Source organism: Sphingomonas zeicaulis, from assembly GCF_050433225.1.
GTDB lineage: Bacteria > Pseudomonadota > Alphaproteobacteria > Sphingomonadales > Sphingomonadaceae > Sphingomonas_D > Sphingomonas_D zeicaulis.
In genome coordinates, this window is the sequence record NZ_JBNPXQ010000001.1 from 893,066 (window position 1) to 915,763 (window position 22,698).

General features: G+C 67.1%; 25 protein-coding genes. 19 read left to right on the top strand and 6 right to left on the bottom strand.

Going from position 1 to position 22,698, the window contains the following annotated elements; all coding sequences use genetic code 11:
• Positions 1-25: 25 nt before the first annotated feature.
• Positions 26-1,204, bottom strand: coding sequence for a mechanosensitive ion channel family protein (locus FHS96_RS04240; protein WP_429588152.1), 1,179 nt, complete (start codon positions 1,202-1,204; stop codon positions 26-28).
• 104 nt (positions 1,205-1,308) lie between these two features.
• Here FHS96_RS04240 and FHS96_RS04245 point away from each other — a divergent pair, with 104 nt between their 5' ends.
• The 5 genes from FHS96_RS04245 to FHS96_RS04265 all read left to right on the top strand — a co-directional run bounded on the left by FHS96_RS04245 (position 1,309) and on the right by FHS96_RS04265 (position 6,884).
• Positions 1,309-2,379 (top strand): ATP-dependent DNA ligase, encoded by a 1,071-nt coding sequence (locus tag FHS96_RS04245; RefSeq protein ID WP_429588153.1) that lies wholly within the window; start codon positions 1,309-1,311, stop codon positions 2,377-2,379.
• A 159-nt stretch (positions 2,380-2,538) separates the two neighbouring features.
• A complete protein-coding gene (locus FHS96_RS04250; protein WP_429588154.1) occupies positions 2,539-5,646 on the top strand; it encodes a glycoside hydrolase family 2 protein in 3,108 nt (1,035 codons plus the stop codon).
• A 157-nt stretch (positions 5,647-5,803) separates the two neighbouring features.
• Positions 5,804-6,067 carry a hypothetical protein gene (locus tag FHS96_RS04255; RefSeq protein WP_429588155.1) on the top strand — a complete coding sequence of 88 codons (264 nt, stop codon included), beginning with the start codon at positions 5,804-5,806 and terminating at the stop codon, positions 6,065-6,067.
• Positions 6,068-6,081: 14 nt separating this feature from the next.
• Complete coding sequence (locus tag FHS96_RS04260; protein ID WP_429588156.1) at positions 6,082-6,585, top strand: class I SAM-dependent methyltransferase; 504 nt, start codon at positions 6,082-6,084, stop codon at positions 6,583-6,585.
• Positions 6,582-6,884 (top strand): hypothetical protein, encoded by a 303-nt coding sequence (locus FHS96_RS04265; protein ID WP_429588157.1) that lies wholly within the window; start codon positions 6,582-6,584, stop codon positions 6,882-6,884. Before FHS96_RS04260 ends, FHS96_RS04265 begins: the two co-directional genes overlap by 4 nt.
• On the opposite strand, the gene FHS96_RS04270 is transcribed toward FHS96_RS04265, so the two are convergent.
• Genes FHS96_RS04270 through FHS96_RS04280 form a run of 3 tightly spaced genes read right to left on the bottom strand, consistent with a single transcriptional unit; the run spans position 6,820 to position 8,840 of the window.
• Complete coding sequence (locus FHS96_RS04270; protein ID WP_429588158.1) at positions 6,820-7,359, bottom strand: GNAT family N-acetyltransferase; 540 nt, start codon at positions 7,357-7,359, stop codon at positions 6,820-6,822. The two genes, FHS96_RS04265 and FHS96_RS04270, sit on opposite strands and share 65 nt — an antisense overlap.
• Before the next feature lie 18 nt (positions 7,360-7,377).
• Complete coding sequence (locus tag FHS96_RS04275; protein WP_429588159.1) at positions 7,378-7,779, bottom strand: DUF1801 domain-containing protein; 402 nt, start codon at positions 7,777-7,779, stop codon at positions 7,378-7,380.
• Between the two features lie 44 nt (positions 7,780-7,823).
• Complete coding sequence (locus FHS96_RS04280; protein ID WP_429588160.1) at positions 7,824-8,840, bottom strand: bile acid:sodium symporter family protein; 1,017 nt, start codon at positions 8,838-8,840, stop codon at positions 7,824-7,826.
• A gap of 85 nt (positions 8,841-8,925) precedes the next feature.
• On the opposite strand from FHS96_RS04280, the gene FHS96_RS04285 reads away from it, so the two are divergent.
• Positions 8,926-9,795 (top strand): LysR family transcriptional regulator, encoded by an 870-nt coding sequence (locus FHS96_RS04285; protein WP_429588162.1) that lies wholly within the window; start codon positions 8,926-8,928, stop codon positions 9,793-9,795.
• 141 nt (positions 9,796-9,936) lie between these two features.
• Here FHS96_RS04285 and FHS96_RS04290 read toward each other — a convergent pair whose 3' ends face one another.
• On the bottom strand, positions 9,937-10,812 hold the full coding sequence (locus FHS96_RS04290) for a VOC family protein (RefSeq protein ID WP_429588163.1): 876 nt from the start codon (positions 10,810-10,812) through the stop codon (positions 9,937-9,939).
• A gap of 161 nt (positions 10,813-10,973) precedes the next feature.
• On the opposite strand from FHS96_RS04290, the gene FHS96_RS04295 reads away from it, so the two are divergent.
• Both FHS96_RS04295 and FHS96_RS04300 read left to right on the top strand, forming a co-directional pair.
• Positions 10,974-12,122, top strand: coding sequence for an LLM class flavin-dependent oxidoreductase (locus tag FHS96_RS04295; protein WP_429588165.1), 1,149 nt, complete (start codon positions 10,974-10,976; stop codon positions 12,120-12,122).
• Positions 12,119-12,889, top strand: coding sequence for an SDR family NAD(P)-dependent oxidoreductase (locus FHS96_RS04300; RefSeq protein ID WP_429588167.1), 771 nt, complete (start codon positions 12,119-12,121; stop codon positions 12,887-12,889). Before FHS96_RS04295 ends, FHS96_RS04300 begins: the two co-directional genes overlap by 4 nt.
• Positions 12,890-12,929: 40 nt before the next feature.
• Here the strand turns inward: FHS96_RS04300 and FHS96_RS04305 are convergent, their stop codons facing one another.
• Positions 12,930-14,042, bottom strand: coding sequence for a helix-turn-helix transcriptional regulator (locus tag FHS96_RS04305; RefSeq protein ID WP_429588169.1), 1,113 nt, complete (start codon positions 14,040-14,042; stop codon positions 12,930-12,932).
• A 29-nt stretch (positions 14,043-14,071) separates the two neighbouring features.
• Between FHS96_RS04305 and FHS96_RS04310 the strand changes: the two genes are divergently transcribed.
• The 11 genes from FHS96_RS04310 to FHS96_RS04360 all read left to right on the top strand — a co-directional run bounded on the left by FHS96_RS04310 (position 14,072) and on the right by FHS96_RS04360 (position 22,486).
• Positions 14,072-14,983 carry an alpha/beta hydrolase gene (locus FHS96_RS04310; RefSeq protein ID WP_429588170.1) on the top strand — a complete coding sequence of 304 codons (912 nt, stop codon included), beginning with the start codon at positions 14,072-14,074 and terminating at the stop codon, positions 14,981-14,983.
• A gap of 62 nt (positions 14,984-15,045) precedes the next feature.
• Complete coding sequence (locus tag FHS96_RS04315; RefSeq protein ID WP_429589613.1) at positions 15,046-15,606, top strand: NifU family protein; 561 nt, start codon at positions 15,046-15,048, stop codon at positions 15,604-15,606.
• 22 nt (positions 15,607-15,628) lie between these two features.
• Positions 15,629-16,261 carry a tRNA (adenosine(37)-N6)-threonylcarbamoyltransferase complex dimerization subunit type 1 TsaB gene (gene tsaB, locus FHS96_RS04320; protein ID WP_429588172.1) on the top strand — a complete coding sequence of 211 codons (633 nt, stop codon included), beginning with the start codon at positions 15,629-15,631 and terminating at the stop codon, positions 16,259-16,261.
• Entirely contained in the window at positions 16,258-16,764 is a 507-nt protein-coding gene (gene rimI, locus FHS96_RS04325) for a ribosomal protein S18-alanine N-acetyltransferase (RefSeq protein ID WP_429588174.1), read from the top strand. The genes tsaB and rimI overlap by 4 nt, the downstream gene beginning before the upstream one ends.
• 117 nt (positions 16,765-16,881) lie before the next feature.
• Positions 16,882-17,307 carry a Ros/MucR family transcriptional regulator gene (locus FHS96_RS04330; RefSeq protein WP_429588175.1) on the top strand — a complete coding sequence of 142 codons (426 nt, stop codon included), beginning with the start codon at positions 16,882-16,884 and terminating at the stop codon, positions 17,305-17,307.
• 111 nt (positions 17,308-17,418) lie between these two features.
• The gene (locus FHS96_RS04335) at positions 17,419-17,841 is read left to right on the top strand and encodes a Fur family transcriptional regulator (RefSeq protein WP_429588177.1); all 423 of its coding nucleotides are present in this window, start codon (positions 17,419-17,421) and stop codon (positions 17,839-17,841) included.
• Positions 17,813-18,592: a lysophospholipid acyltransferase family protein gene (locus FHS96_RS04340; RefSeq protein WP_429588179.1), complete on the top strand. Its 780-nt coding sequence runs from the start codon at positions 17,813-17,815 to the stop codon at positions 18,590-18,592. The genes FHS96_RS04335 and FHS96_RS04340 overlap by 29 nt, the downstream gene beginning before the upstream one ends.
• 7 nt (positions 18,593-18,599) lie before the next feature.
• Positions 18,600-19,958, top strand: a complete 1,359-nt coding sequence (gene miaB / locus FHS96_RS04345) for a tRNA (N6-isopentenyl adenosine(37)-C2)-methylthiotransferase MiaB (protein WP_429588181.1) — start codon at positions 18,600-18,602, stop codon at positions 19,956-19,958.
• 103 nt (positions 19,959-20,061) lie between these two features.
• Positions 20,062-21,057 (top strand): PhoH family protein, encoded by a 996-nt coding sequence (locus tag FHS96_RS04350; RefSeq protein WP_429588183.1) that lies wholly within the window; start codon positions 20,062-20,064, stop codon positions 21,055-21,057.
• Positions 21,058-21,059: 2 nt separating this feature from the next.
• The gene (gene ybeY, locus FHS96_RS04355) at positions 21,060-21,569 is read left to right on the top strand and encodes an rRNA maturation RNase YbeY (protein WP_429588185.1); all 510 of its coding nucleotides are present in this window, start codon (positions 21,060-21,062) and stop codon (positions 21,567-21,569) included.
• A gap of 11 nt (positions 21,570-21,580) precedes the next feature.
• Complete coding sequence (locus FHS96_RS04360) at positions 21,581-22,486, top strand: hemolysin family protein (RefSeq protein WP_429588186.1); 906 nt, start codon at positions 21,581-21,583, stop codon at positions 22,484-22,486.
• The last annotated feature ends 212 nt before the right edge of the window (positions 22,487-22,698 follow it).

Below are 22,698 nucleotides of genomic sequence, written 5' to 3' on the forward strand. Positions count from 1 at the left end.
TCCCTGCGGCATTCGACGATTGGGTTCAACTGTGATGCTTGGTCAGGCTGCCGTTGTTGGCGCCCTTGGCGGTGCGCAGCGCGACCGCGGGGGCTTCGGGCAGGCCGGCGATATAGCTGGTCTGCGCCGGCAGGCCGATCTCGATGCCTTCCTCGTCGAAGCGGCGGAGCAGCGCGACGATGATGCGGTCGCGGCCGGCATGGGCCGCGCCCCAATCGGTGCCGGGAAAGTCGACTTCCAGATCGAAGCCGATGGCGCTGTCCTTCAGCCCGCCGAAACCCGATCGAGCCGGGGTAGCGCCCTGCGCGGTCACGATCTCGCTGACCATCGCCGGCAGCCTTTCGAGCAGTTCGGGCGGCGTGCGGTAGGAGATCAGCATCGGCATCGCGATGCGGATATGGTTGCGGCGCGTGGTGTTGAGGATTTCCTTGTCGAGCAGCGACTTGTTGGAGATGATCCGCTCCTCGCCGCTGAACGCGCGGATCCGGGTGGATTTGAGTCCGATCTCCTCGATGGTGCCGCTGCTGGTGCCGAACTGGATATTGTCGCCGCGGCGGAACGGGCGATCGAAGATGATCGCCAGAGCCGCGAACAGATCGGCGAAGATGCCCTGTGCGGCGAGGCCGATCGCGATGCCGCCGACGCCCAGGCCCGCGACGAGACCGGTAACGTTGACGCCGAGATTGTCGAGCACCACGACCAGCGCGATCGCGAAGACCACGCAACTGATCAGCAGGCGGATCAACCCCATCGCGTTGAGCAGCGCTTCGCCATGATAGGTGTCGGACTGGGTTCGGCGCTCAATCGCGCCGAGAATGAACTCGCGCGCCCAGATCGCTGCCTGGAAGGCGGCGGAGACGGTGAACAGGAAGCCGATCGTGCGATCGAGCAAAGGCGGCAGGTCGGCATAGCCGGCCACCAGCTTTGCGGCCGCCATGATGATGAAGAAGTTGGTCGTCTTGCCGATAGTCGCGCCGGCAATGCGCAGCCAGCCATTGCCAGTCTCGCGCCGGGTGCACAGCTTCGCGCCCCATGATCGCGCGGCCCGCAACAGCAACACGATGATCGCCGCCGCGGCGGCCGCGATCAGGATTCGCAACCAGTTGTCCGAAAGCCAGACGAGGCTTTCGTCCACCATGGCCTGGAACTGGCGCGCGGCATCCGTCCGGCTTGCTGCGGCTGGAACGGCGGCGGCATTGGTCATTGATCAAAGGCTCCCATCAGGTCTCAAGCGGGGGACAACGCGGTGCAGCGCCCAGGGATCAATGCGGACAGCGAATTTCTCGGACGCTGCGTGCGATCGTTACGATGATCGGAACGATCGCGATGCATTGGCGTCTGGTGATCGAGATGGTCAAGACGCACCCGCTTGCCGACACGGTCCCGATGGAAGCGCGCCTGGTGGCCACGCTGCCCGACGAACCGGGCTGGCAATATGAACCGAAGTGGGACGGCTTTCGCGCGATCATCGCTCGCAAAGGCGAGGCGGTGTCGATCATGTCCAAATCCGGTAAGCCGCTCGACCGCTACTTTCCCGAGATCGTCGCGACGTTGGCAGCGACGAAGACCAAGGCGTTTGTTCTCGACGCTGAATTGATCCTGCCGCTGGACGGGGTTCTGTCGTTCGATGCCCTTCAGGCGCGGCTGCATCCTGCCGAAAGCCGCATTCGCAAGCTTGCGGCGCAGACGCCAGCGCAACTGATGCTGTTCGATGCGCTTGCGGTTGATGGCACCGCCTTGATCGATCGACCGCTGGCGGACCGTCGGGCAGCGCTGGAAGCCTTCCACCGCCACGAAGGCAATGCAACCCTGCTGCTCTCGCCGCACAGCCGGGACCTTAGAGCGGCTGAGGCGTGGCTCGCCGCAAGCGGCGGCGCGCTGGACGGGGTCATCGCGAAGCCGCTCGATGCGCCATATCAGCCGGGTGAGCGGGCGATGCTAAAAGTGAAACAGCATCGCAGCGCCGACTGCGTGGTAGGCGGGTTCCGCTATGCGAAGGACAAGAAGATCGTCGGATCGCTACTGCTCGGCCTCTATGATGACGAGGACAGGCTGAACCATGTTGGCTTCACCTCCGCATTGGGCAAGGAGAATCGAACGGCGCTGACGAAGCAATTGGAGGCGCTGATCGAGCCACCGGGCTTCACCGGCAAGGCACCGGGTGGCCCCAGCCGCTGGAACAATGGCCGTGAGAGCGAATGGCACCCATTGCGGGCCGAACTGGTCGTTGAGGTCGGCTTCGACCAAGTGACGGGACAGCGCTTCCGCCACGGCACGGCACTGGAACGGTGGCGGCCTGACAAGGCGCCGAGCCAATGCCGGATGGACCAACTCGACTATGCATTGGCACCGTCGCAACTAAGCGAATTGCGTAGTTGAGCAGACCGAGGTCGCGAATGACGACCATGCTTTGCCATCGATAGACTGGACGTGACCAGCGTCGTTCGTTAGCTTCGTCAATATATGGGATGAATATCCGCATGATGGCGGAGAGCGCTTCATGACGGGGGAGGGGCGAGAACGATGAGCCGGTGGCGCATGTCAAGACGGTCGAGCGTGGCGCTGTTGCGGGCAGCGATGATGGTGGCATGGCTCCCGATTGCTGTCGCCGCCCAGGCCGCGGGACCGGAAACAGAAAAGCAGATGCTGTCGGGCGAGGGCCCAGACGATGCGGTGCTTTGGGATTTCCTGATCGACGGCGGCCGCAAGGCGGGAGAGAAGAGTCGGATCCCGGTGCCCTCGAACTGGCAGCAGCAGGGCTTCGGCCATTATCAATATGGCTATGATAAGGGCCCGCGCGCCAGCGACCGCGCGGTCTATAGCCGCGGCTTCACCGTGCCGGCGGCATGGAAGGGGCGCACGATCCGCATCGTCTTCGATGGCGTTATGACCGACGCGCTGGTCAAGGTGAACGGCGCGGTTGCCGGGCCGGTTCATCAGGGCGGCTTCAACCGCTTCAGCCATGATATCACCGCATTGGTGAAGCCGGGCGAACAAAACCGGCTGGAGGTGGAGGTCAGCGAAGCCTCTGCCGCGCGCGATACCGACGTCGCCGAGCGGCATGGCGATTACTGGGTATTCGGCGGCATATACCGCCCGGTCTGGATCGAAGCGGCGCCCGCGCAGGCGATTGCCCATGTCGCAATCGACGCGCAGGCGAGCGGCGCGCTCAGCGCGGACGTGGCGCTTGCCGCCCCGCGGACGGTCACGCGCGTCGTCGGGCAGGTGCTGGGCGCGGACGGCAAGCCGGTCGGGCGGCCGTTCGAGACGATCATCCCCGCCGGGGGGGCGGGCGCGGTGCGGTTGCAGGGGCAGGTCGATCACCCCGCGTTGTGGACTGCCGAAACGCCGCGCCTCTATACGCTCGACGTCACCTTGTTCGAAGGGGAGACAGCGGTTCACCATGTCACCCGCCGCTTCGGCTTCCGTACCTTCGAAGTGCGCGACGGCGAGGGGCTGTTCCTCAACGGCCAGCGCATCCTGCTGAAGGGCGTCAACCGCCACAGCTTTCGGCCCGAGACCGGGCGCGCGATCTCGCGCGCCGATGCTTATGCCGACGTCCGCAGCCTGCGCGCGCTCAACATGAACGCGGTGCGCATGTCGCATTATTCGCCGGAAGAATCGTTCCTCGACGCGGCGGACGAACTCGGCCTCTATGTGATCGACGAACTCAGCGGCTGGCAGCATGCGCATGGCACCGAGGTTGGCCGCAAGCTGATCCGCGAACTGGTCGAGCGCGACGTCAACCATCCCAGCATAGTGCTGTGGACCAACGGCAATGAGGGCGGCTGGAACCGCGAGCTCGACGGCGATTTCGCGCTCTATGACCCGCAGCGCCGCCGCGTTCTCCACCCCTGGGAGGCGTTCGGCGGCATCGATACCAAACATTATCCGCGCTACCCGGATCTCCAGCGCCGGCTGGCGGGTCCGATGCTGGTGATGCCCACCGAATTTCTCCACGGGCTGTTCGACGGCGGTGGCGGAGCGGGGCTCGACGATTATTGGGGCGCGATCACCACCTCGCCACGCGGGGCTGGCGGCTTCCTGTGGAACTATGCGGACGAGGGCATCGCCCGCACCGATCAGGGCGGACGTATAGACACCTATGCGGCCTATGCGCCCGACGGCATCGTCGGTCCGCATCTGGAGAAGGAGCCGAGCTGGTATACCGTCAAGGAGGTCTGGTCGCCCGTACAGATCGCCGCGCCGCGGCTCGATGCCGGTTTCGATGGCCGTCTTGCCGTACGTAACGACCATGACTTCACCGCGCTCGACCAACTCAGCTTCCGCTATGAGTGGGTTGATTTTGCCGGGCCCAGCGCGCGCGGCACCGTGGCGCGGGTGATCGCGGCGGCCGACCTGAAGGGGCCTGCGGTGGCGCCACACGCCGCCGGCACGCTGAGCGTACCGCCTTTGGCCGCCGGCAAGCGTGCGGATGCGCTCCGCCTGACCGCGCGGCGCGGCGCGGAGACGCTGTGGACGTGGGTGTGGCCGACGGCCGACAAGCCCGCCGCCGCCCCGGCACCGTCGCGCGGCGAGCCGCGCATCGTCAAGGACGGTGCCGCGCTGCGACTGCAGGTGGGGGCGGTGAGTGCGTCCTTCGATCCCGCTAACGGCCTGCTGACGGGGCTGGGCAATGGCAGCCGCCAGCACAGCTTCGCCGCCGGTCCACACCTTGTGATCGCGCGGCCCAAGTCTACGGCGGAGCCGGCCTGGGTTGACGCACAGCCGGGCCGGGACGGCGTCTACATGCTTCCGCAACCGATGCTCGCCAACATCGCGAGCATCGATACCGGCATCGCCGAGCAGGATGGCTGGGCGGGCTTTCGCCTCGAAATCTCGTCCGACCTGCAGAACTGGCGCACCGTTTATGATGGCGCGCGCGTCGCACGCGATGGCCAGACCTATGCCTTCCCGCCGCAGACGGTGCGCGCGGTGCGGCTGACCAACGTTACCGGCGTGCGCGCGACCCCGACGATCCGCTCAGTGAAGCTGGCAGGTGAGGCGGAGCGGTTCGCGCTGCCCAAAGCGGCCGCCGCACCGGCGATCAGCAGCGGCACCGGCCGCGATCCCGCCACCGGCCGCGCGATCGCCTGGATCGAGACGCGCAACGCCGGCGGGCTCGACAGCGCGCGCTGGACGATGGCGGCGGATGGCAGACTGACGCTCGAGTATCGCTATCGGTTGAGCGGTCGCTTCCTCTACCACGGCATCGGCTTCGACCGGCCGGGGGGCGAGATCCGCAACGCCCGTGCGCTGGCACGCGGCCCGTCTCCGGTCTGGCAAAACCGGCTGCGTGGCCCGGTGCTGGGTGTGTACGACATCGTTGGCATTCCGGGGGGCGCCGCGTCGGACCTGCCGGATGCCGCACATGCCGGCTATTTCGCCGACCCGCGCTGGGTGCGGCTCGGCACCAGCGGCGGTACCCTGACCATCGCCAACGAGGGCGCCCGCTATCTGCAACTGGGTGCGCGGCTGGCCGATTTCCCGACGACCACGGTCGATTTCCCGGCAAGCGACTTCGGCTTCCTTCACGCGATCCCGGCGATGGGCGCCAAGGGGCAGGCGGCCGAACTCACCGGCCCTGCGGGCGAACCCGCAACGGCGGATGGCGACTACACGGGGCGGCTGACGATCCAATTCTGACGGCGCCGCATCGACGAATCGAGGCCAGAAGCGACGGGCCGAGGGCAATGCTATGCGGCCATTATGCGGTTCGTGCCAATCGATCTCGAAACGCTATGGCGAGCTTCGTAATTCTGCGGGCGAGCGCTTTGATGCTCGTTTGTAGAAGGTGCGATGCATGTCGCCTGGATTTTGTTCGGAGCCCGACCAACGCGGGCTGATCATCTATGTCGGTCAGGACAAGGCGGGCCACTGGCTCGTGCAGGATAGCGGCAAGAGCCTGGAGGGCCGCTTCGTCTCCCGCAGCGCGGCGCTGAGCTTCGCCGAAGCGGAATGCCAGACCTATCATGCCAGTGTCGAGATCGCCGCGGTGCCGCTGGTGCCGCTGATCCCTTTCGGCCCGCTCGCGGCCGATGAGCGCGCGCGTCGGCGCGCCGCCTGACGGAGCTTCCGATCATGATTGCAAGATACAAGATGCTGGATCAGCAGCCGGCGGTGCGGGTGCGGCGCCATCCGTCGATCACGCCCGGTGGCCACGCCGCGCGCAGCGACCCGCGCTGGCCGCACATCGCGGCGACGCTCGCCGCGCTGCGTGAGGAGGGGCGGCATGCCGTGCGCATCGTCGATGCGGATTGCGGCACCGGCGCGCTGCTGATCGAGGCGGTGCGCCATGCCCGGTCGCTCGGTTTCACCGCGATCGAAGGCCGTGGTATCGATGGCTCGCCGGCGCTGGTCAGCCGCGCGCGGGCCGCCGCGGCCCGGTTGCACGATCCCGCGATCGGCATCGAGTTCACGCTGGCGGACATGCGTCAGGCATTGTTCGAAGAGGCCGAGTTTCCCGCCGATATCATCCTCTGGCACCGGCCCCGCCGTGCCGAGCGTCGGACGATCGTCTCGGCGGCGCTCGCCGGTGCGGGCAGGGTGGTGATCGGCGATGATGCCGCGGCGGGGCGGGCATGACGCGGCGCGACCTCAACTGGCGCTGCGCCGGCTTCGCGCTCAGCGCGGTTGCCGGCAGCGCCTGCATCGCCGCGGGCGATACGCCGTGGATGGCGGTGCTGTTCCCGCTGACCTTTGCCGGGCTGCCGCTGATGATCCATGGCAAGCGGGTGGGGCAGATGTTCCGCGCGGAGCGTCGCGGCCATGGTCGCACGGCGGAGGTGGTCCACGCCGCGCTGCTCCGGCGGCGCGCGGTCAGGCGAGATCCTTCCCCATCCGGATCAACGGCACGGTTACGCCGTCGATCGGATCGGAGGTGAAGGGCTCGATCGGCGCATAGCCTCGCGCGGTGTAGAGCGGCACGCCGGCGAGCGTCGCCATCATCTCCGCGCGGCGAAAACCGTGCGCGCGGGCGGCGGCCTCGCACAGCGCCATGATCGCGCTGCCGACGCCCTGCCGGGTGAAGGCGGGATCGGTGTACATCGCGCGGATGCGTGCGGCGTCGCTCGCCGGATCGAGCGCGGCGGGGGCACGGGCGACGACGCTGTCGTCTCCGCCGAACAAGGTCGCGCGCCAGCTCCAGCCGCCGCAGCCGGCGATCCGCCCCTCGTGCTCGACGATGAAATAGGTCTGGTCGCGCACCAACTGGGTGTCGAGCCCCATCACCTTGTGACTCGCCCGGATCTGCTCGGGAGTGAGGAATCCATGCTGCAGCCCCTCGATCGCGCGCTGCATCAGCGCGCGCAGTGCGGGCAGGTCGTCGAGCTGGGCGAGGCGGTGGGTGAGGACGGGCATCATGACCTTCGGCGCGGTTCAGCGCCCGGCGTCGAGCCGTGCGCGAATGTCGCGATAGGCGGCGGCGATCAGCGCCTCAAGCGCGGCGGTGTCGAGGGGCAGGCCGGGGTGCAGCTTCGCATGCCGCATGCGCTTGCCCGACCCCTCGAACAGGCGCGTGGGATCGTCGAGATCGGCGCCGTGGAAGAAGCCGATGGCGGCATGCGCGCGGAAGGCGGCGACATAGGCGAAGGCGGCATCGCCAACGCAGGCGGTGGGGCGGCCGTCATGAATCAGTTCGGTCACGTCGGCGCCATGTGCGTGCATCCGGGCGAACCAGGGTTCGACCAGCCTGCGCAGCGAATCCTCGCCATCCCCGAACCAGGCGCGGACGGCGGGATCCTCGGGCACCGCCGTGGGGAGAAGGAACAGCGCGCTCATCGCTTCACTGTGCCACCACCATTGGCGATGTCGAGCCGCTGTTGTCAGCCCGCTGCGGGGGCGAGCGCGGGGCCGGTGCCGTCGGCCACCGTGTCACTGCCGCGCAGCGCATAGCGGCGGGCGAGGGTGGCGCAGACGAACAACTGCAGCTGATGGAACAGCATCAGCGGCAGCACGATTAACCCCACCGCGTGCCCCGGAAACAGGATCGCCGCCATCGGGATGCCGCTCGCCATGCTCTTCTTGGAACCGCAGAAGACGGTCGCGATCTCGTCTTCCTTCGAGAATTTGAGGCGGCGGCTGGCGAAGGTGGTGATTGCGATGACGAGCGCGAGAATCGCGAGGTCGATCGCCAGGATGGCGATGATGCCCGCGACCGAAAGCTGGTGCCAGATGCCGGCGACCATGCCCGCGCTGAACGCGGCATAGACCACCACCAGCACCGAACCGCGATCGACCACCATCGTCAGCTTGGGATGCGCGAGCAGCCATTTGCCCGCCCAGGGGCGCAGCGCCTGCCCGACGAGGAAGGGCAGCAGGATCTGGAGCGCGATATCCTGCAAGGCCTGCAGCGAGAAACCGCCGCTCGCCACCGGCAGCAGTTGCGAGACGAGGATCGGCGTCAGCACAACGCCCAGCAGGTTCGAGAGCGAGGCGCTGCACAGGGCCGCGGGCACATTGCCGCGCGCGATCGAGGTGAAGGCGATCGAGGATTGCACGGTCGACGGCAGCAGGCACAGGAAGATCAGCCCGGCGACGGCGTCCGCAGGCAGGTGGCCGCGCGCCAGCAGCCCCACCGCGATGCCGATCAGCGGGAAGAGGATGTAGGTGCTGGCGAACACCAGCGATTGCAGCCGCCAATGGCCGAGCCCGGCCCAGATCGCCTGCGGCGCGAGCCGCGCGCCATAGAGCAGGAACAATGCCGCCACCGCGACGGTCACGACATTGCCGACGATCGCGGTCGCCGCGCCGCGCGCGGGCAGCACCGCGGCGAACGCGACGGTGGCGATCAGCAGCATCAGGAAGGTGTCGGGCTTGAAGCGGAATATCGCGAGGGTCATGGCGGCCTCCTTCGGCGCCGCACGACCTATGCGTGCTTCTGACCATGCACAATTGCGATGGCAGCGATATCAGTCATCATATATCATGATGAGCATGGATATGGTGCCCGTCGATCTGCTCCAGACCTTCGTTGCCGTGGTCGACGCCGGCAGCTTCACCGGCGCGGCGCGCGCCTTGGGGGTGCGGCAGTCGACGGTCAGCCAGCAGATCGGCCGGCTCGAACGGCATATCGGCCGGCGCTGCATCGACCGGGATACCCACCGCATGGCGCTGACGGTGGATGGCGAGATGCTGCTCGATCATGCCCGCGGCATCCTCGATGGTCATGCCCGGTTGCAGCAGCATCTCGCGGGAACGCCGCTACGCGGGCGGCTGCGGCTGGGCGCGTCAGAGGATTTCGTGCTCTCGGCGCTGCCGGACGTGCTCGCCGCCTTCGCGCGCCGCCATCCCGATGTGGATATCGAACTGCGCGCGGGGCTGAGCGAGGATCTGTACGACGCGTTCGACGCCGGCCGGCTCGACCTGATCTTCGTCAAGCGGCGGATCGGGGATCGTCGCGGGACGCTGGCGTGGGAAGAGCCGATCGCCTGGGCGGCGCATCCCGATTTCCGCATCGACCCGCAGGTGCCGCTGCCACTGATCCTCTATCCGCCGCCCAGCGTGACGCGGGGCCGCGCGCTGGAAATCCTCGACCGCGCCGGCCGCGCATGGCGCGTGGCGTTCACCAGCGGCAGCCTGACCGGGCTGAGCGCGGCGACGCGCGCGGGCATCGGCCTGCTGCCGCACTCCGCGCGGCTTCTGCCACCGGGGCTGACCACGATCGCGCCGTCACCGGACCTGCCGGCGCTGCCGACGATGCAGTTCGTCGTCATCGGCCCCGGCGGCAGCAATCCGGCAATTGCCGCGCTGACGGGGACGATGCTGCAATGGAGCCAGGCGGGGAGCCGGCGGTAGGTTTTGGATTGGTTCTGCCTCGGAAGTGCCCGAAGGGGCGCAGCAGTTGAGGCTTGCGCTGAATTGCCCTCTCCCGCGGAAGTGCGGAAGAGGGCTTTACGTTTCTGCAGACTGAATACGTGCAGTCGGCCGCAGGCTGGATCACCCCACCGGCCGCATCAACTCCACGCGCACGCCATCGGGATCGGCGCCGTGCATCAGTTCGATCACCGGCGTCACGACATGCGCCTCCTCGACGAAATAGCCGCCGCGCTCGGTGAGCGCCGCCGCGGTCGCGTTCGGTTCCTGATCCCAGAAGGCGAGGTGGGTCAGGCCGAAGCGGTTGAGTGGCTTGCGGGTGCGGGGACCGAAGCTGTCTGGATCATAGACCTTGAGCAATTCCAACGTATTGCCTGCGGCGTCGCGGATCATCTGCGCGCGCAGCTTGATGCCGGGCACCTCGTTGATCACGCCGAGCCAGTCGAGCCCTTGGTCGAGCACATAATTCTCGGCCGGCTCGAACCCCAATGTCCGGTAATAGGTCAGCGACGCGTCTACATCCGCCACGCAGATGCCGCTGTGCGAGAAACGCTCGGCCTCGCCCGGTGCCTTCATCAGTTCGATCCGCACCCCGTCCGGATCGGTGCAATAGAGCATCGTCGTGTCGTTCTCCGCATAATGCGCGCGAGTTTCCTCATGCACGGTGCCGCCTGCTGCGGCGATCCGTGCGGCGGTAGCATCGATATCGTCGACATAAAAGGAGAGGTGGACGAGGCCATATTCCAACGTCGAGCGCCTCTCGCGCGGGCCGCTTGCCGCGGGCGCGAGGAAGTGGAGCAACTCGATGATCGGGCCGTCGGCGCGCTTGAGCATCTTGGCGCGCAGCTTCACGCCCGGCAGCTCCATCGTCTGGTCCATGTCCGGACCTTCGATGATGCCGTAATCCTGGTGCTCGGCGAAATCGAGTGCCTCGCGGTAGAAGCGATCCGACGCGTCGAAATCGCTGACGCAGATCCCCCGGTGCGACAGGCTGACCATCCTTCATCCTCTCTCTTTTGTGCAGTCATGCTGCGGTCGGCACCCTGCAGCATCGCTTCGTGCGCCGCATAGTCCGAACGGACGATGCCGGGATGATTTCAGGCGCCTAGTCTCTGCCCATGCCGCGACGACAAGGCGGCCCCAAGGAGAGAGTGAGCGCCATGAAATTCTCGATCATCTACGAAGCCCAGATGGCGGATCCGTCGCCGGCCTCCGAAGTCGCCTGCTTCAACGAGATCGTCGACCAGGTCATCTATGCCGAGGAAATGGGCTTCGACAATGTCTGGGCGGTGGAGCACACCGCGCTCACCCAATATGCTCATATGTCGGCGCCGGAGACCTTCCTCGCCTATATCGCCGGCCGCACGACGCGGATCGGCATCGGCCATGGCGTCGTCTGCCTGCCGCCGGCGATGAACCATCCGGTCAAGGTGGCGGAGCGGATCGCGACGCTCGACATCCTGTCGGGCGGGCGCGTCCATTTCGGCATGGGCAAGGGCGGCACCCAGCAGGAGGCCGGCACCTTCGGCTACGAACTGTCGTCGCTGCAGCCGATGATCGACGAATCGATGTATCTGATCCCGAAGATCATGACGCAGGACGAGATCGAGCATGATGGCGAGTACATCAAGATCCCGCGCCGGCCGATCCACCCCAAGCCGCTGCAGACGCCGCATCCGCCGCTCTATTATGCCTGCACCCGCGAAGCGACGCTCGAGCTCGCCGGCAAGCGCGGCATCGGCGCGCTGGTGCTCGGCTTCTCCGGTCCCGACGAGATCGCACGCAAGAACGTCGTCTACCGTGAGAATTTCCGCAACCGGAAGGTCGAGGATCAGGTGGGTGTGGTGCCGACCGAGCATCTCGCCGCCTTCTGCGCGGCTTGCGTGCTTGACGATCGCGAGAAGGCGCGGCGCATCGGCCTGCGCGGCCAGCGCTTCTTCGCGGAGGCGATCGCGCACTGGTATCAGGGCGGGCCGAAGCCGAGCACCGACGATCTGTCGGCCGCCGAGCAGGAAGCCGCGCTGAACCAGGGCAAGGAAGCGATCGTCACCTATCTTTCCGAAGAGAAGATCTCGATAGGTGACGAGCATACCAGCAACTACGCCATCGCCGAGGATGCCTATGGCAATGCCGACGATTGCATCCGCTACGTCACCCGGCTGCAGGATGCCGGCGCGGACGAGATCCTGTTCCTCTTCCAGATGGGCACGATCCCGCACGAGGTGATCATGGAGACGATCCGCAACATTGGAGAAAAGGTGATCCCGCACTTCCGTGTGCAGCAGACCGCGGCGCTGGCCGCGGAATGAGCACCCCCCAGTTCGAGGGCAAGGTCGCCCTCGTCACCGGCGGTGGTTCCGGCATCGGCCGGGCCGCCAGCCGGCGGCTCGCCGCGGATGGCGCCGCCGTGGTGGTCGCAGACCTCAATGGGGAGGGGGCGGCGGCCACGGTTGCGCTGATCGAGCAGGCCGGTGGCCGCGCGGCCGCGGTGACCGCCGACATCGCTTCCGAGGCGGACAACGCGGCGATGTATGATGCCGCGGCTGACGTGTTCGGCGGCATCGATCTCGCCTTCCTCAACGCGGGGATGCTGCAGCCCTATATCCCGTTCGACCAGGTGACCCCGGCGCTGTTCGACCGGATCATCTCGGTCAATTTGCGCGGCAGCTTCCTCGGCATGCAGCTCGCGCTGGCGCGGCTGCGGCCCGGCGGTGCGTGCGTGGTGACGGCGTCGGCGGCGGGGCTGATCGGCTTTTCGGAAGCTGCCGCCTATGCGACCTCGAAGCACGGTCTCGTCGGGCTGGTGCGCTCGGCGGCGCGGGCGTTCGCGGCGAAGGGCCTCAGGGTCAATGCGATCTGCCCCGGCATGGTGCTGACGCCGATGAACGGGCTGCAGCAGGACGATGTGATCGCCGAGGAACTGACCGATCCCGACTATCGCGGCGGGCTTTCCGCGCAGCATATCGCGGAGGTGGCGCTGTTCCTGCTGTCGCGCCGGGCAGCGGGGGTGAACGGGCAGGCGCAACTGGTGGACGCGGCGCTGCTGTCGTCCTTCCCGCCGCTGGAGGGGCTTTAGGGCGCATGTCCTCCCCGGGCGATGCTCGGGGAGGGGGGTGTTACCCCGCCGTCGAAGAAAGGCCCCGCAGCCCATGATGGACGAGCTGCACCAATTGGCTCTGCCGCCTGACCCCGGTCTTGCCAAAGATCGAGCGCAGATGCGCGCGGACCGTGTTGGGGGAGATGCCGAGCCGCGCGGCGACTTCGGCGGGGGCCAGCCCTTCGGCGAGCTGCGCGGTCACGGCCGCTTCGCTCTGCGTCAGCCCCAGCAGGTCGCGGACAGCGTCGGCGGAAATTCGCGGGCCGTGGGTGGGGTCGGTCAGGAACAGCACCGCGGCGGGGCCGCCGCCGGCGGAAACGAAATCCGGCCCCGGCGCGCTGCCGACCACCAGAAGCAGATCGCCGGCGCCCGATGTGCGCTCCAGCCGCAGCGACAGCGGCGCGCCATCGTCGCGTCCGGCCAGCCGCGTTTGCAACTGTCGGCTGATGTCAGCGTCGGCGATCGCGATCGATCCGCGGCGCAGCGCGATGCCATCTTCTTCCGCAAGGATCGTCGAGGCGGGCGCGTTGAGCCGCAACACCTTGCCCTGCCGGTCGAGGATTATCACCCCCACCGCCATCTGCGCGACCGCGCCCGCATAGATGCGCTGTTCCGTCTCACCCGCTGCCAGCCGTTCGAACAATGCCAGAGCAATGCGCAGATGCGGCACCAGCCGTTCCATATGGCGGAAGTCGGCGGGTTCGAACGGCGGCGCGTCGGCGGCGCGGGTCAGGCGCAGCCGCAGCTCCAGCCGGCTCGCCCCCATGATATCGACGCCGAGCACCTCGTCGCTGCTCGTCTGCGTGAGGAACTCGCGATAGGCCGCGTTGCGCCTGAGCGTCGCTTCGGACACGAAGTCACGGAAATGCGCGACCTTGCCCTCGGGCAGCCCGGTGAAGGGATCGTCCGCGAACAGCCGGCGGACATAATCCTGGCCCACGCCGGGGTCGGCGCCTGGGGTCAGGATCATGCCGGGATGGTCGGCGGCGCGGGGCGTGAGAATCAGGGTCGTCCAGTTCGCCTGGGCGGCCGCCGCCAGCCGGTCGAGGAAGGCCCGCCAGGGCTCCTCATCCAACAGGCTGGCGAACAGCGCGGCGAGCACGCCGGGCATGTCGGGATAATCGTCGGGCACCACGTCCGGCATTGGAAGAGGGACGTAGCATGATCGATCCGGTACTGCAGCAGATGATCGACGCGATGGCGGCAAGCGGCTTCACCTTGCCCGATCCGCTGACGCCCGAGGGGCTGCGCGCGGCGATGGACAATCCGTTCCCGCAACCGCCGATCGACGTGGCCGAAGTGCGTGACGTGACGGTGGCGGGCGCCGCCGGGCCGATCGCGGCGCGGCTCTATCACCCGGCGCCCGGCGAAACCTTGCCGGTAGCGGTGCTGATGCATGGCGGCGGCTGGGTGATCGGCACGCTCGACACGCATGACGGGCTGGCCCGCGTCGTCGCGCGCGATGCCGGCTGCGCGGTGCTCTCGCTCGACTATCGCCTGGCGCCCGAACATCCCTTTCCGGCGCCGCTCGACGACTGCCTCGCCGCGATTGCCGACCTGCCGGCGCGCGCTGCCGAATTCGGCGTCCGCGCGGACCGCTATGCGGTGATCGGCGACAGCGCCGGTGCCAACCTCGCGGCCGCGGCCGCGCTGGCGCTGAAGGGCAGGGCGGATGGCCCGGCGGTACAGATCCTGTTCTATCCGGTGATCGACAATGATTACGGCACGGCATCATACCGCGCCAATGAAGCCGGCGGGCTGCTGACCAACGACATGATGCGCTTCTTCTGGAATGCCTATGTCGGGGACGCCGAACCCGCCGAACTCGCGGCCCCGATCCGCGCTGCGAGCTTGGAGGGCGTGGCCCCGGCGACAATCATCCTTGCCGGCAGCGATCCGCTGCATGACGAGGGCTTCGCCTATGCGGTGCGGCTGCGCGCGGCGGGGGTGCCGACCGACCTCCACGACTTTGCCGGCGGCGTCCATGGATTTGCCAGCTTCTTCGCGATCGCGCCGATCGCGGCGGAGGCGGTGGCCATCGCCACGGGGGCGTTGCGCCGGGCGCTGGGCTGATCCGGCGGATTAACCCGCGCTCTGCCCTTGATCCTTCGGCTGCAAGACGCCACATGCGGCGCATGTTGATCGAGACCGAAACGACGCCGAATCCGTCGACGCTCAAGTTCCTCCCGGGCCGCCCGGTGATGACCGCCGGCACGCGCGATTTCGCCAACCCCGAAGAGGCGGAGGCGTCGCCGCTTGCAGAGGCGCTGTTCACGCTCGGCGATGTCGAGGGCGTGTTCTTCGGCAAGGATTTCGTTTCGGTCACCGCGGGGCCGGGCAGCAGCTGGGCGGATCTGAAGCCAGAGGTGCTCGGCATCCTGCTCGATCATTTCAGCGCCGGCATGCCGCTGTTCCGCGAGACCGCGGCCGAGGAGGTCGATGCCGAGGTCGAGGACGACCCCGAGGATGCCGACATCGTCGCGCAGATCCGCGACCTGATCGACACGCGCGTGCGCCCCGCGGTTGCCAATGATGGCGGCGACATCATCTATCGGGGGTTCCGTCAGGGTACGGTGTTCCTGCGCATGCAGGGCGCCTGTTCGGGCTGCCCCTCGTCGACCGCGACGCTGAAGCAGGGCATCGAATCGCTGCTCAAGCATTATGTACCTGAAGTGACCGAGGTCCGGGCGGTCTGAGCGTTCACGACGCGGCGCCGGCATGATCCGCCTGGTTATCGAAACGGCGACCGCCGCCTGCTCGGTGGCGTTGCTCGACGGTGAGCGCGTGATCGCGGCCGGGCATGACGTCGTCGGGCGCGGCCATGCCGAGCGGCTGATGCCGATGATCGCGGCGCTGCCGGATGGCGGCCGCGCCGACGCGATCCTGGTCGGCTGCGGGCCCGGAAGCTTCACCGGCGTGCGTGTGGGCGTTGCGGCGGCGCGCGCGCTGGCGCTGGGATGGGGCGTGGCGGCCCATGGCTATCCGACGCTCGCGCTGCTGGCCGCGACGGCACTGGCACCGGCTGATGCGCCTTCGACGCTTGCGATCGCGATGACGGGCGGGCATGGTCAGCTCTTCGTGCAACGCTTCGCAGGATCGCCAGTGCGCCCGCTCGATGAGCTCGCTTCGCTGACCCCGGCCGATGCGGCCCAGGCCGTGCCCGATGCGATCGTCATCGGATCCGGCGCTGCGGCGCTCGTCGCCGCGCGCGGATGGGGTGAGGCGCTGGACGCGCTGCCCGCCGCCGCCGATCTCGGCCTGCTGCCGGCTGATCTTGCCGCCCTGCCGCCGACGCCGATCTATGGCCGGGCGCCCGACGCCAAGCTGCCGGGCGGGCGAACGCCGGCATGAGCAGCCTCGCGCCGCTCGAATGGATGCTGTCGCGCGGGACCGCGTATGACTTGCCGGAGGTGATGGTGGTGATGAAGCAGGCCTTCCTCCCCGCGTTCGGCGAGGCATGGACCGCCGCGCAGTGCAGCGGCATCCTTGGCATGCCCGGCACCGAATTGCTGATTGCGCGCGTGGACGACTCGCCGGCGGGCTTCACGCTCACCCGGTCGATCCTCGATGAGGCCGAGTTGCTGTTGCTCGCGGTGCATCCAGGCTACGCGCGGCACGGCATCGGTCGTGGGCTTTTACTGTCGGCCATGGATGCGGCGCGCGATCTGGGTGTTTCAACGATGAATCTGGAAGTGCGCTCGGATAATCCCGCGGTTGCGTTGTATGAATCCGTTGGATTTGTGCAAGTCGGTATTCGACGCGGCTATTATCGTGGAAATGATGGCCGCGTGCGCGACGCGCTGACCTATCGCCGATTACTGGACATCGACGCCCGAACTGCTGAAGTTCGATAGTAGCCAATGTTTGTCGTTTATTGCTTGCAATCAACGGATGATTTTGACATCGGATCGAGCCGCGGCACGCCGATATAAGGTCGCATCCCGGCACAACCGACACGAAAGTTGAACTAGATGAGCGAAGACACCGAACTGGCCGAACTCAACGAGACGCTGGTCACCCTGACGGCTGACATCGTCGCCGCGCATGTGAGCAACAACAGCGTCGCTGTTGCTGATCTGCCGCTGCTGATCCAGAACGTTCATGGCGCGCTCGCCAATCTGGGCGAGAAGCCGGTCGAGCCGGAAGTGAAGCAGGAGCCGGCGGTTTCGGTGCGTGCCTCGGTGAAGCCGGATTACATCGTCTGCCTCGAAGACGGCAAGAAGCTCAAGATGCTCAAGCGCCACCTGATGACGCATTATCAGATGACGCCGGAACAGTATCGCACCAAGTGGGGCCTGCCCGCCGACTATCCGATGGTCGCGCCGAGCTATGCCGAGCAACGCCGTTCGCTGGCGAAGAAGATCGGCCTCGGCACCAAGCCGCGCAAGGGCCGCTAAGCCTGGAAGGTGCGCGCCGGGCCGTTCGGCAGGATCGGCGCGCATCGGCGGCTTCCGCTGCGCTGCGAAAGTCGCTAGACCGGGGCAACCCTAATCAATCAGGCGAGTTGCATGCCCCGTAAGATCGACGTCGAAGCGCTTTGTCACGAAAAGGGGCTCCGCATCACCGAGCAGCGCCGCGTGATCGCGCGTGTGCTTTCCGAGGCGGAAGACCATCCCGACGTCGAGAAACTTCATGCTCGCGCCTCGGCGATCGACCCCGGCATCTCGATCGCTACCGTCTATCGTACGGTGCGCCTGTTCGAAGAGGCCGGCATCCTCGAACGTCATGATTTCGGTGACGGCCGTGCGCGCTACGAAGCGGCGCCCGAAGCGCATCACGATCATCTGATCGATGTCGAGACCGGAAACGTCATCGAATTCGTCGATCCGGAACTGGAAGCGCTGCAGCGGCAGATCGCGGAGAAGCTGGGGTTCCGGCTGGTCGATCACCGCATGGAACTCTATGGCGTCTCGATCGATCGGAAGAGCTGACCCGCTCGGCTGGCTGCGTTTTGCCGTGCGTGTCGCGGCGCTTCTTATTCTGCTCATCCTTCATGTGCCGCTGCATTTCCTGTGGCGGCTGCTGCGGCAGCCCTCGCCCTGGCCGCGTCATTTTCTGGCGTGCGTCGCGTGGGTGGCTGGCGCGCGGGTGCATGTCGTCGGCGCGCCGGTGGCGCACGACGTTTTCTATGTCGCCAATCATCTCGGCTGGATCGACATTCCGGTGATCGCCGGCGCCAGCGGCGCCGCCTTCGTCGCGCAGGACGGCATAGCGCGCGCACCGGTCGTCGGCTGGCTGTCGTCGCTCAACAACACCATCTTCGTCTCGCGCAGCGATCGGCTGGGCGTGGCCGAGCAGATCGAGGCGCTGCGCGTCGCGGTCTCGGTGCATCAGCCGGTGACGATCTTTCCCGAGGGCACCACGACCGACGGCAGCTTCCTGCTGCCGTTCAAGCCCGCGCTGTTCGCGGCGATGGCGCCGCCGCCGCGGCCGATGCTCGTGCAGCCGCTGCTGCTCGATTATGGCGCAGCGGGCTCCGACATCGCATGGATCGGCGAGGAAAAGGGAGACGCCAACGCCATCCGCGTGCTCCAGCGCAAGGGCTGCTTCAAGGTGACTCTGCATTTCCTCGAGCCCTACGATCCCGCCGCGCTGGACGGCCGCAAGGCGGTGTCCGCCGAGGCGCGCGCGCGGATCTCCTCTGCGCTGGCGGCTTCCAAGGCGGCGTCGCGCTCTGTATAGGCGCGCGATGACTGAACCCCGCCAGAATCCCCGTACCTTCCACGTCAAGTCGTTCGGCTGCCAGATGAACGTCTATGACGGAGAGCGCATGGCCGAGCTGCTGACGGGGCAGGGGCTGAGCGAGGCGGGGGCGGATACCGCTGATCTGGTGGTGCTCAACACCTGCCATATCCGCGAGAAGGCGGCGGAAAAGGTCTATTCGGATATCGGCCGGCTCGCGAAGCGCGAGGATGGCGAGGGCAACCGCGTCGCCCGGCCGATGATCGCGGTGGCGGGCTGCGTCGCGCAGGCCGAGGGCGGCGAGATTCCGCGCCGCGCCCCGCAGGTGGACATCGTCGTCGGTCCGCAGGCCTATCACCGCCTGCCCGGCATGGTGGCGGATGCCGCCGCGGGCAAGCGTGCGCTGGATACGGACATGCCTGCCGCCTCGAAGTTCGGCGCGCTGCCCGATCGCGCGCGGCGGCGTGCGCCGGGCGCCTTCCTGACCGTACAGGAAGGCTGCGACAAGTTCTGCACCTACTGCGTGGTACCCTATACGCGCGGTGCCGAGATCAGCCGGCCGTGGGGGGCGATCGTCGACGAGGCGAAGGCTCTGGTCGATGGCGGCGCGCGCGAGATCACCCTGCTCGGCCAGAACGTCAACGCCTGGGAGGGCGAGGACGACAAGGGTCAGCGCCAGGGCCTCGACGGCCTGATCCGCGCGCTCGACCGCATCGAGGGGCTGGCGCGCATCCGCTACACCACCAGCCACCCCAACGACATGCGCGAGGGGCTCATCCGCGCGCATGCCGAGGTGGAGAAGCTGATGCCCTTCCTTCACCTGCCCGTGCAATCGGGTAGCGATCGCATCCTGAAGGCAATGAACCGCAGCCATGACGCCGTCAGCTATATGGGGGTGATCGAGCGCGTCCGCGCAACGCGGCCGGACATCGCGCTGTCGGGCGATTTCATCGTCGGCTTCCCCGGCGAGACCGACGCAGAGTTCGAGGAGACGCTCGCGCTGGTGCGGGAGGCGCGCTACGCGCAGGCCTATAGCTTCAAATATTCGCCACGCGCGGGCACCCCCGCTGCGACCATGGCGGACCAGATCGCCCCTGCGGTCATGGATGAGCGACTCCAGCGGCTGCAGGCGGCGATCAATGCCGACCAGCATGCGTTCAACCAGGCCACCGTCGGCCGCCAGACCAGTGTGCTGCTGGAACGCAAGGGCAAGCTGCCCGGGCAACTCATCGGCAAGTCGCCCTGGCTGCAATCCGTCCATGTCGTCGATCCCACCGCGGCGATCGGCGATCTCGTCGAGGTCGAAATCGCGCATGCCGGGCCCAATAGCCTGTCGGCTGTGCTGTTTGGGCGACAGGCTGCCTGAGAATCGCCATCGCGCTTGATCGAGCCGATAGACACCGTTCAGCCACATCCGCATTGTAGCGGGGTCCGGTAGCGGGCCTTCCCGCGGACGAGCCAGGAGCCCTATGTCGCGCAAGCCAGTGCCAGCCCAGAACGGGGACAGATCCCGCCTAGAGATCGTCTTCGACAAGCCTCAGCTCCTCGGCCGCCTGTTCGGCGAATATGACCAGAACCTGGTGGCCATCGAGGATCGACTCGGCGTCTATATCGGTGCGCGCGGCAATCGATTGCAGTTGGAGGGCGAGGCGAGCGCTACGGCGCGCGCGCGCGACGTGCTGACCGGCCTCTACAACCGCATCGTGCAGGGGCAGGATATCGATTCGGGTACGGTGGAGGCGGTGATCGCCATGTCTTCTGAGCCGACGCTAGACGGCATCATCCGCGCCGACGTCAGCCAGCCGCCTGCGGTGATGATCCGCACGCGCAAGAAGACGATCGTGCCGCGCTCGGCGACGCAGATCCGCTATATGGAAGCGCTGGCGCGCGACGAGATCATCTTCGCGCTCGGGCCGGCGGGCACCGGCAAGACCTATCTGGCGGTCGCGCAGGCGGTGGCGCAGCTCATCACCGGTTCGGTCGACCGGCTGATCCTGTCGCGCCCCGCGGTCGAGGCCGGTGAGCGGCTGGGCTTTCTGCCCGGCGACATGAAGGAGAAGGTCGATCCCTATCTCCGCCCGCTCTACGACGCGCTCTATGACTGCTTGCCAGCCGAGCAGGTGGAACGACGCATTGCCTCCGGCGAGATCGAGATCGCGCCGATCGCCTTCATGCGCGGCCGCACCTTGGGCAACGCCTTCATCATCCTCGACGAAGCGCAGAACACGACACCCGCGCAGATGAAGATGTTCCTCACCCGCTTTGGCGAGAACAGCCGGATGGTGGTGTGCGGCGATCCCAAGCAGGTGGACCTTCCCGATCCCAGCAAGTCGGGCCTCGCCGATGCCGTGTCGCGGCTGACCGGCGTGCAGGGCATTTCGGTGATTGGCTTCGGCGTGGCGGATGTCGTGCGCCATCCGATCGTCGGCCGCATCGTTGACGCCTATGAGGGGCGGGGGAACTAGGGATGCTCGACATCGCCCTGCTGCAGGATGCCGACTGGCCCGACACGACCGACTGGGATACGCTGGCGACGCAGGCGGTGACCGCCGCGGTCACCCAGACGCCGCACGGCTTCCTCGCCTCCGCCTCATTCGCAGTCGAAGTATCGGTGAAGCTGGCCGGCAATGAGGAAGTGCGCGCGCTCAACGCCGCCTATCGCGACAAGGATCGGCCGACAAATGTGCTGTCGTTCCCGATGGTACAGCCCGACCTGATCGAAAGCCTGACCAATTCGGATGATGGCGAGGTGCTGCTGGGCGACATCGTACTCGCCCAAGGCGTGTGCGAGGCCGAGGCGGAAGAACGCGGCATTACGCTTGAAGCACATGCGACTCATTTGATTGTCCACGGCACCCTGCATTTGCTAGGTTATGACCATCAGGGGACTGACGAAGCAGAGGCCATGGAAGCGCTGGAACGAACGGCGCTCGCTGGCTTGGGCATCGCTGACCCCTATCCCGTAGATGAGGGCTGACCGGCAGCGACATGCCAGAGGATTCCAGTAGCGAAGGCAGCGACAGTCGCGGCCGATTGTGGCGCGGGTTGCGCGGATTGCTGTTCGGCGAGGATGCGGAGCCATCGCTTCGCGACCAGATCGAGGAAGCGATCGACGAGCATGAGGAAACTGGCGGCGCCATCGCCGCCAATGGCGATCTGTCTCCGCTCGAACGCCAGATGCTGCGCAACCTGCTGCATTTCGGGGAGCGCACCGCGGACGATGTCGGCGTGCCGCGTGCCGACATCGTGGCGATCGCCGAGACCGCGACCTTCGATGAGCTCGTCGCCTTGTTCGCCGAGGCCGGGCACAGCCGCCTGCCGGTTTATCGCGAGAGCCTCGATACTGTCATCGGCATGGTCCACATCAAGGACGTGTTCGAGATCATGGCGGGGGTGAAGCCGCGCCCTGACGGCATCGCCGGTTTGATCCGCCAGCCGCTCTACGTGCCGCAGGCGATGGGGGTGATCGACCTGCTCGTGCAGATGCGCACGCAGCGCGTCCATCTCGCCATCGTGCTCGACGAATATTCGGGCACCGAAGGGCTGGTGACGATCGAAGATGTCGTCGAGGAGATCGTCGGCGAGATCGAGGACGAACATGACGAGGCCGCGCCGGTGCATTTCGCGCTCGTCGAGGACGGCATTTGGGATGCCGACGCGCGCGCCGAGCTGGAGGATGTCGCCGAGGAAATCGATCCGCGGCTCGCCGATGTCGAGGAGGATGTCGAGACGCTCGGCGGCCTCGCCTTCGTGCTCGCCGGCCATGTGCCGCAGCCGGGCGAGATCGTGGAGCATGACAGCGGCTGGAAGATCGAGGTCACCGAGGGCGACGAAAAGCGCGTGACCCGCGTGCGCCTTCATGCGCCGGCTGCGGTGGCCGAGGGCGGTAAATAACCTTCCTTCCGAGCAGGTGCGTTCAGGAGAGACCGGCCGACGCGGGGGGAGCGTGAAAGCGCCCTCGATCGCCATCCGATCGCGATTGCCGATGCCGAAGCGGCTGCAAAGCGGGGCTTCGTTGCCGGGGACGTTCCGGCAAAGGCAAAGCGCGCGTGGCGCTGGGGCCACGCCGCCATTGCGTCGCCGCGCGACTCCGTGATAGGCGCGCG

Bases quoted from the DNA above. Each gene is read 5' to 3' on its own strand.
- FHS96_RS04240 (WP_429588152.1), bottom strand. From the start codon at position 1,204: ATGACCAATGCCGCCGCCGTTCCAGCCGCAGCAAGCCGGACGGATGCC.
- FHS96_RS04245 (WP_429588153.1), top strand. From the start codon at position 1,309: ATGATCGGAACGATCGCGATGCATTGGCGTCTGGTGATCGAGATGGTC.
- FHS96_RS04250 (WP_429588154.1), top strand. From the start codon at position 2,539: ATGTCAAGACGGTCGAGCGTGGCGCTGTTGCGGGCAGCGATGATGGTG.
- FHS96_RS04255 (WP_429588155.1), top strand. From the start codon at position 5,804: ATGTCGCCTGGATTTTGTTCGGAGCCCGACCAACGCGGGCTGATCATC.
- FHS96_RS04260 (WP_429588156.1), top strand. From the start codon at position 6,082: ATGATTGCAAGATACAAGATGCTGGATCAGCAGCCGGCGGTGCGGGTG.
- FHS96_RS04265 (WP_429588157.1), top strand. From the start codon at position 6,582: ATGACGCGGCGCGACCTCAACTGGCGCTGCGCCGGCTTCGCGCTCAGC.
- FHS96_RS04270 (WP_429588158.1), bottom strand. From the start codon at position 7,359: ATGCCCGTCCTCACCCACCGCCTCGCCCAGCTCGACGACCTGCCCGCA.
- FHS96_RS04275 (WP_429588159.1), bottom strand. From the start codon at position 7,779: ATGAGCGCGCTGTTCCTTCTCCCCACGGCGGTGCCCGAGGATCCCGCC.
- FHS96_RS04280 (WP_429588160.1), bottom strand. From the start codon at position 8,840: ATGACCCTCGCGATATTCCGCTTCAAGCCCGACACCTTCCTGATGCTG.
- FHS96_RS04285 (WP_429588162.1), top strand. From the start codon at position 8,926: ATGATGAGCATGGATATGGTGCCCGTCGATCTGCTCCAGACCTTCGTT.
- FHS96_RS04290 (WP_429588163.1), bottom strand. From the start codon at position 10,812: ATGGTCAGCCTGTCGCACCGGGGGATCTGCGTCAGCGATTTCGACGCG.
- FHS96_RS04295 (WP_429588165.1), top strand. From the start codon at position 10,974: ATGAAATTCTCGATCATCTACGAAGCCCAGATGGCGGATCCGTCGCCG.
- FHS96_RS04300 (WP_429588167.1), top strand. From the start codon at position 12,119: ATGAGCACCCCCCAGTTCGAGGGCAAGGTCGCCCTCGTCACCGGCGGT.
- FHS96_RS04310 (WP_429588170.1), top strand. From the start codon at position 14,072: ATGATCGATCCGGTACTGCAGCAGATGATCGACGCGATGGCGGCAAGC.
- FHS96_RS04315 (WP_429589613.1), top strand. From the start codon at position 15,046: ATGTTGATCGAGACCGAAACGACGCCGAATCCGTCGACGCTCAAGTTC.
- tsaB (WP_429588172.1), top strand. From the start codon at position 15,629: ATGATCCGCCTGGTTATCGAAACGGCGACCGCCGCCTGCTCGGTGGCG.
- rimI (WP_429588174.1), top strand. From the start codon at position 16,258: ATGAGCAGCCTCGCGCCGCTCGAATGGATGCTGTCGCGCGGGACCGCG.
- FHS96_RS04330 (WP_429588175.1), top strand. From the start codon at position 16,882: ATGAGCGAAGACACCGAACTGGCCGAACTCAACGAGACGCTGGTCACC.
- FHS96_RS04335 (WP_429588177.1), top strand. From the start codon at position 17,419: ATGCCCCGTAAGATCGACGTCGAAGCGCTTTGTCACGAAAAGGGGCTC.
- FHS96_RS04340 (WP_429588179.1), top strand. From the start codon at position 17,813: ATGGCGTCTCGATCGATCGGAAGAGCTGACCCGCTCGGCTGGCTGCGT.
- miaB (WP_429588181.1), top strand. From the start codon at position 18,600: ATGACTGAACCCCGCCAGAATCCCCGTACCTTCCACGTCAAGTCGTTC.
- FHS96_RS04350 (WP_429588183.1), top strand. From the start codon at position 20,062: ATGTCGCGCAAGCCAGTGCCAGCCCAGAACGGGGACAGATCCCGCCTA.
- ybeY (WP_429588185.1), top strand. From the start codon at position 21,060: ATGCTCGACATCGCCCTGCTGCAGGATGCCGACTGGCCCGACACGACC.
- FHS96_RS04360 (WP_429588186.1), top strand. From the start codon at position 21,581: ATGCCAGAGGATTCCAGTAGCGAAGGCAGCGACAGTCGCGGCCGATTG.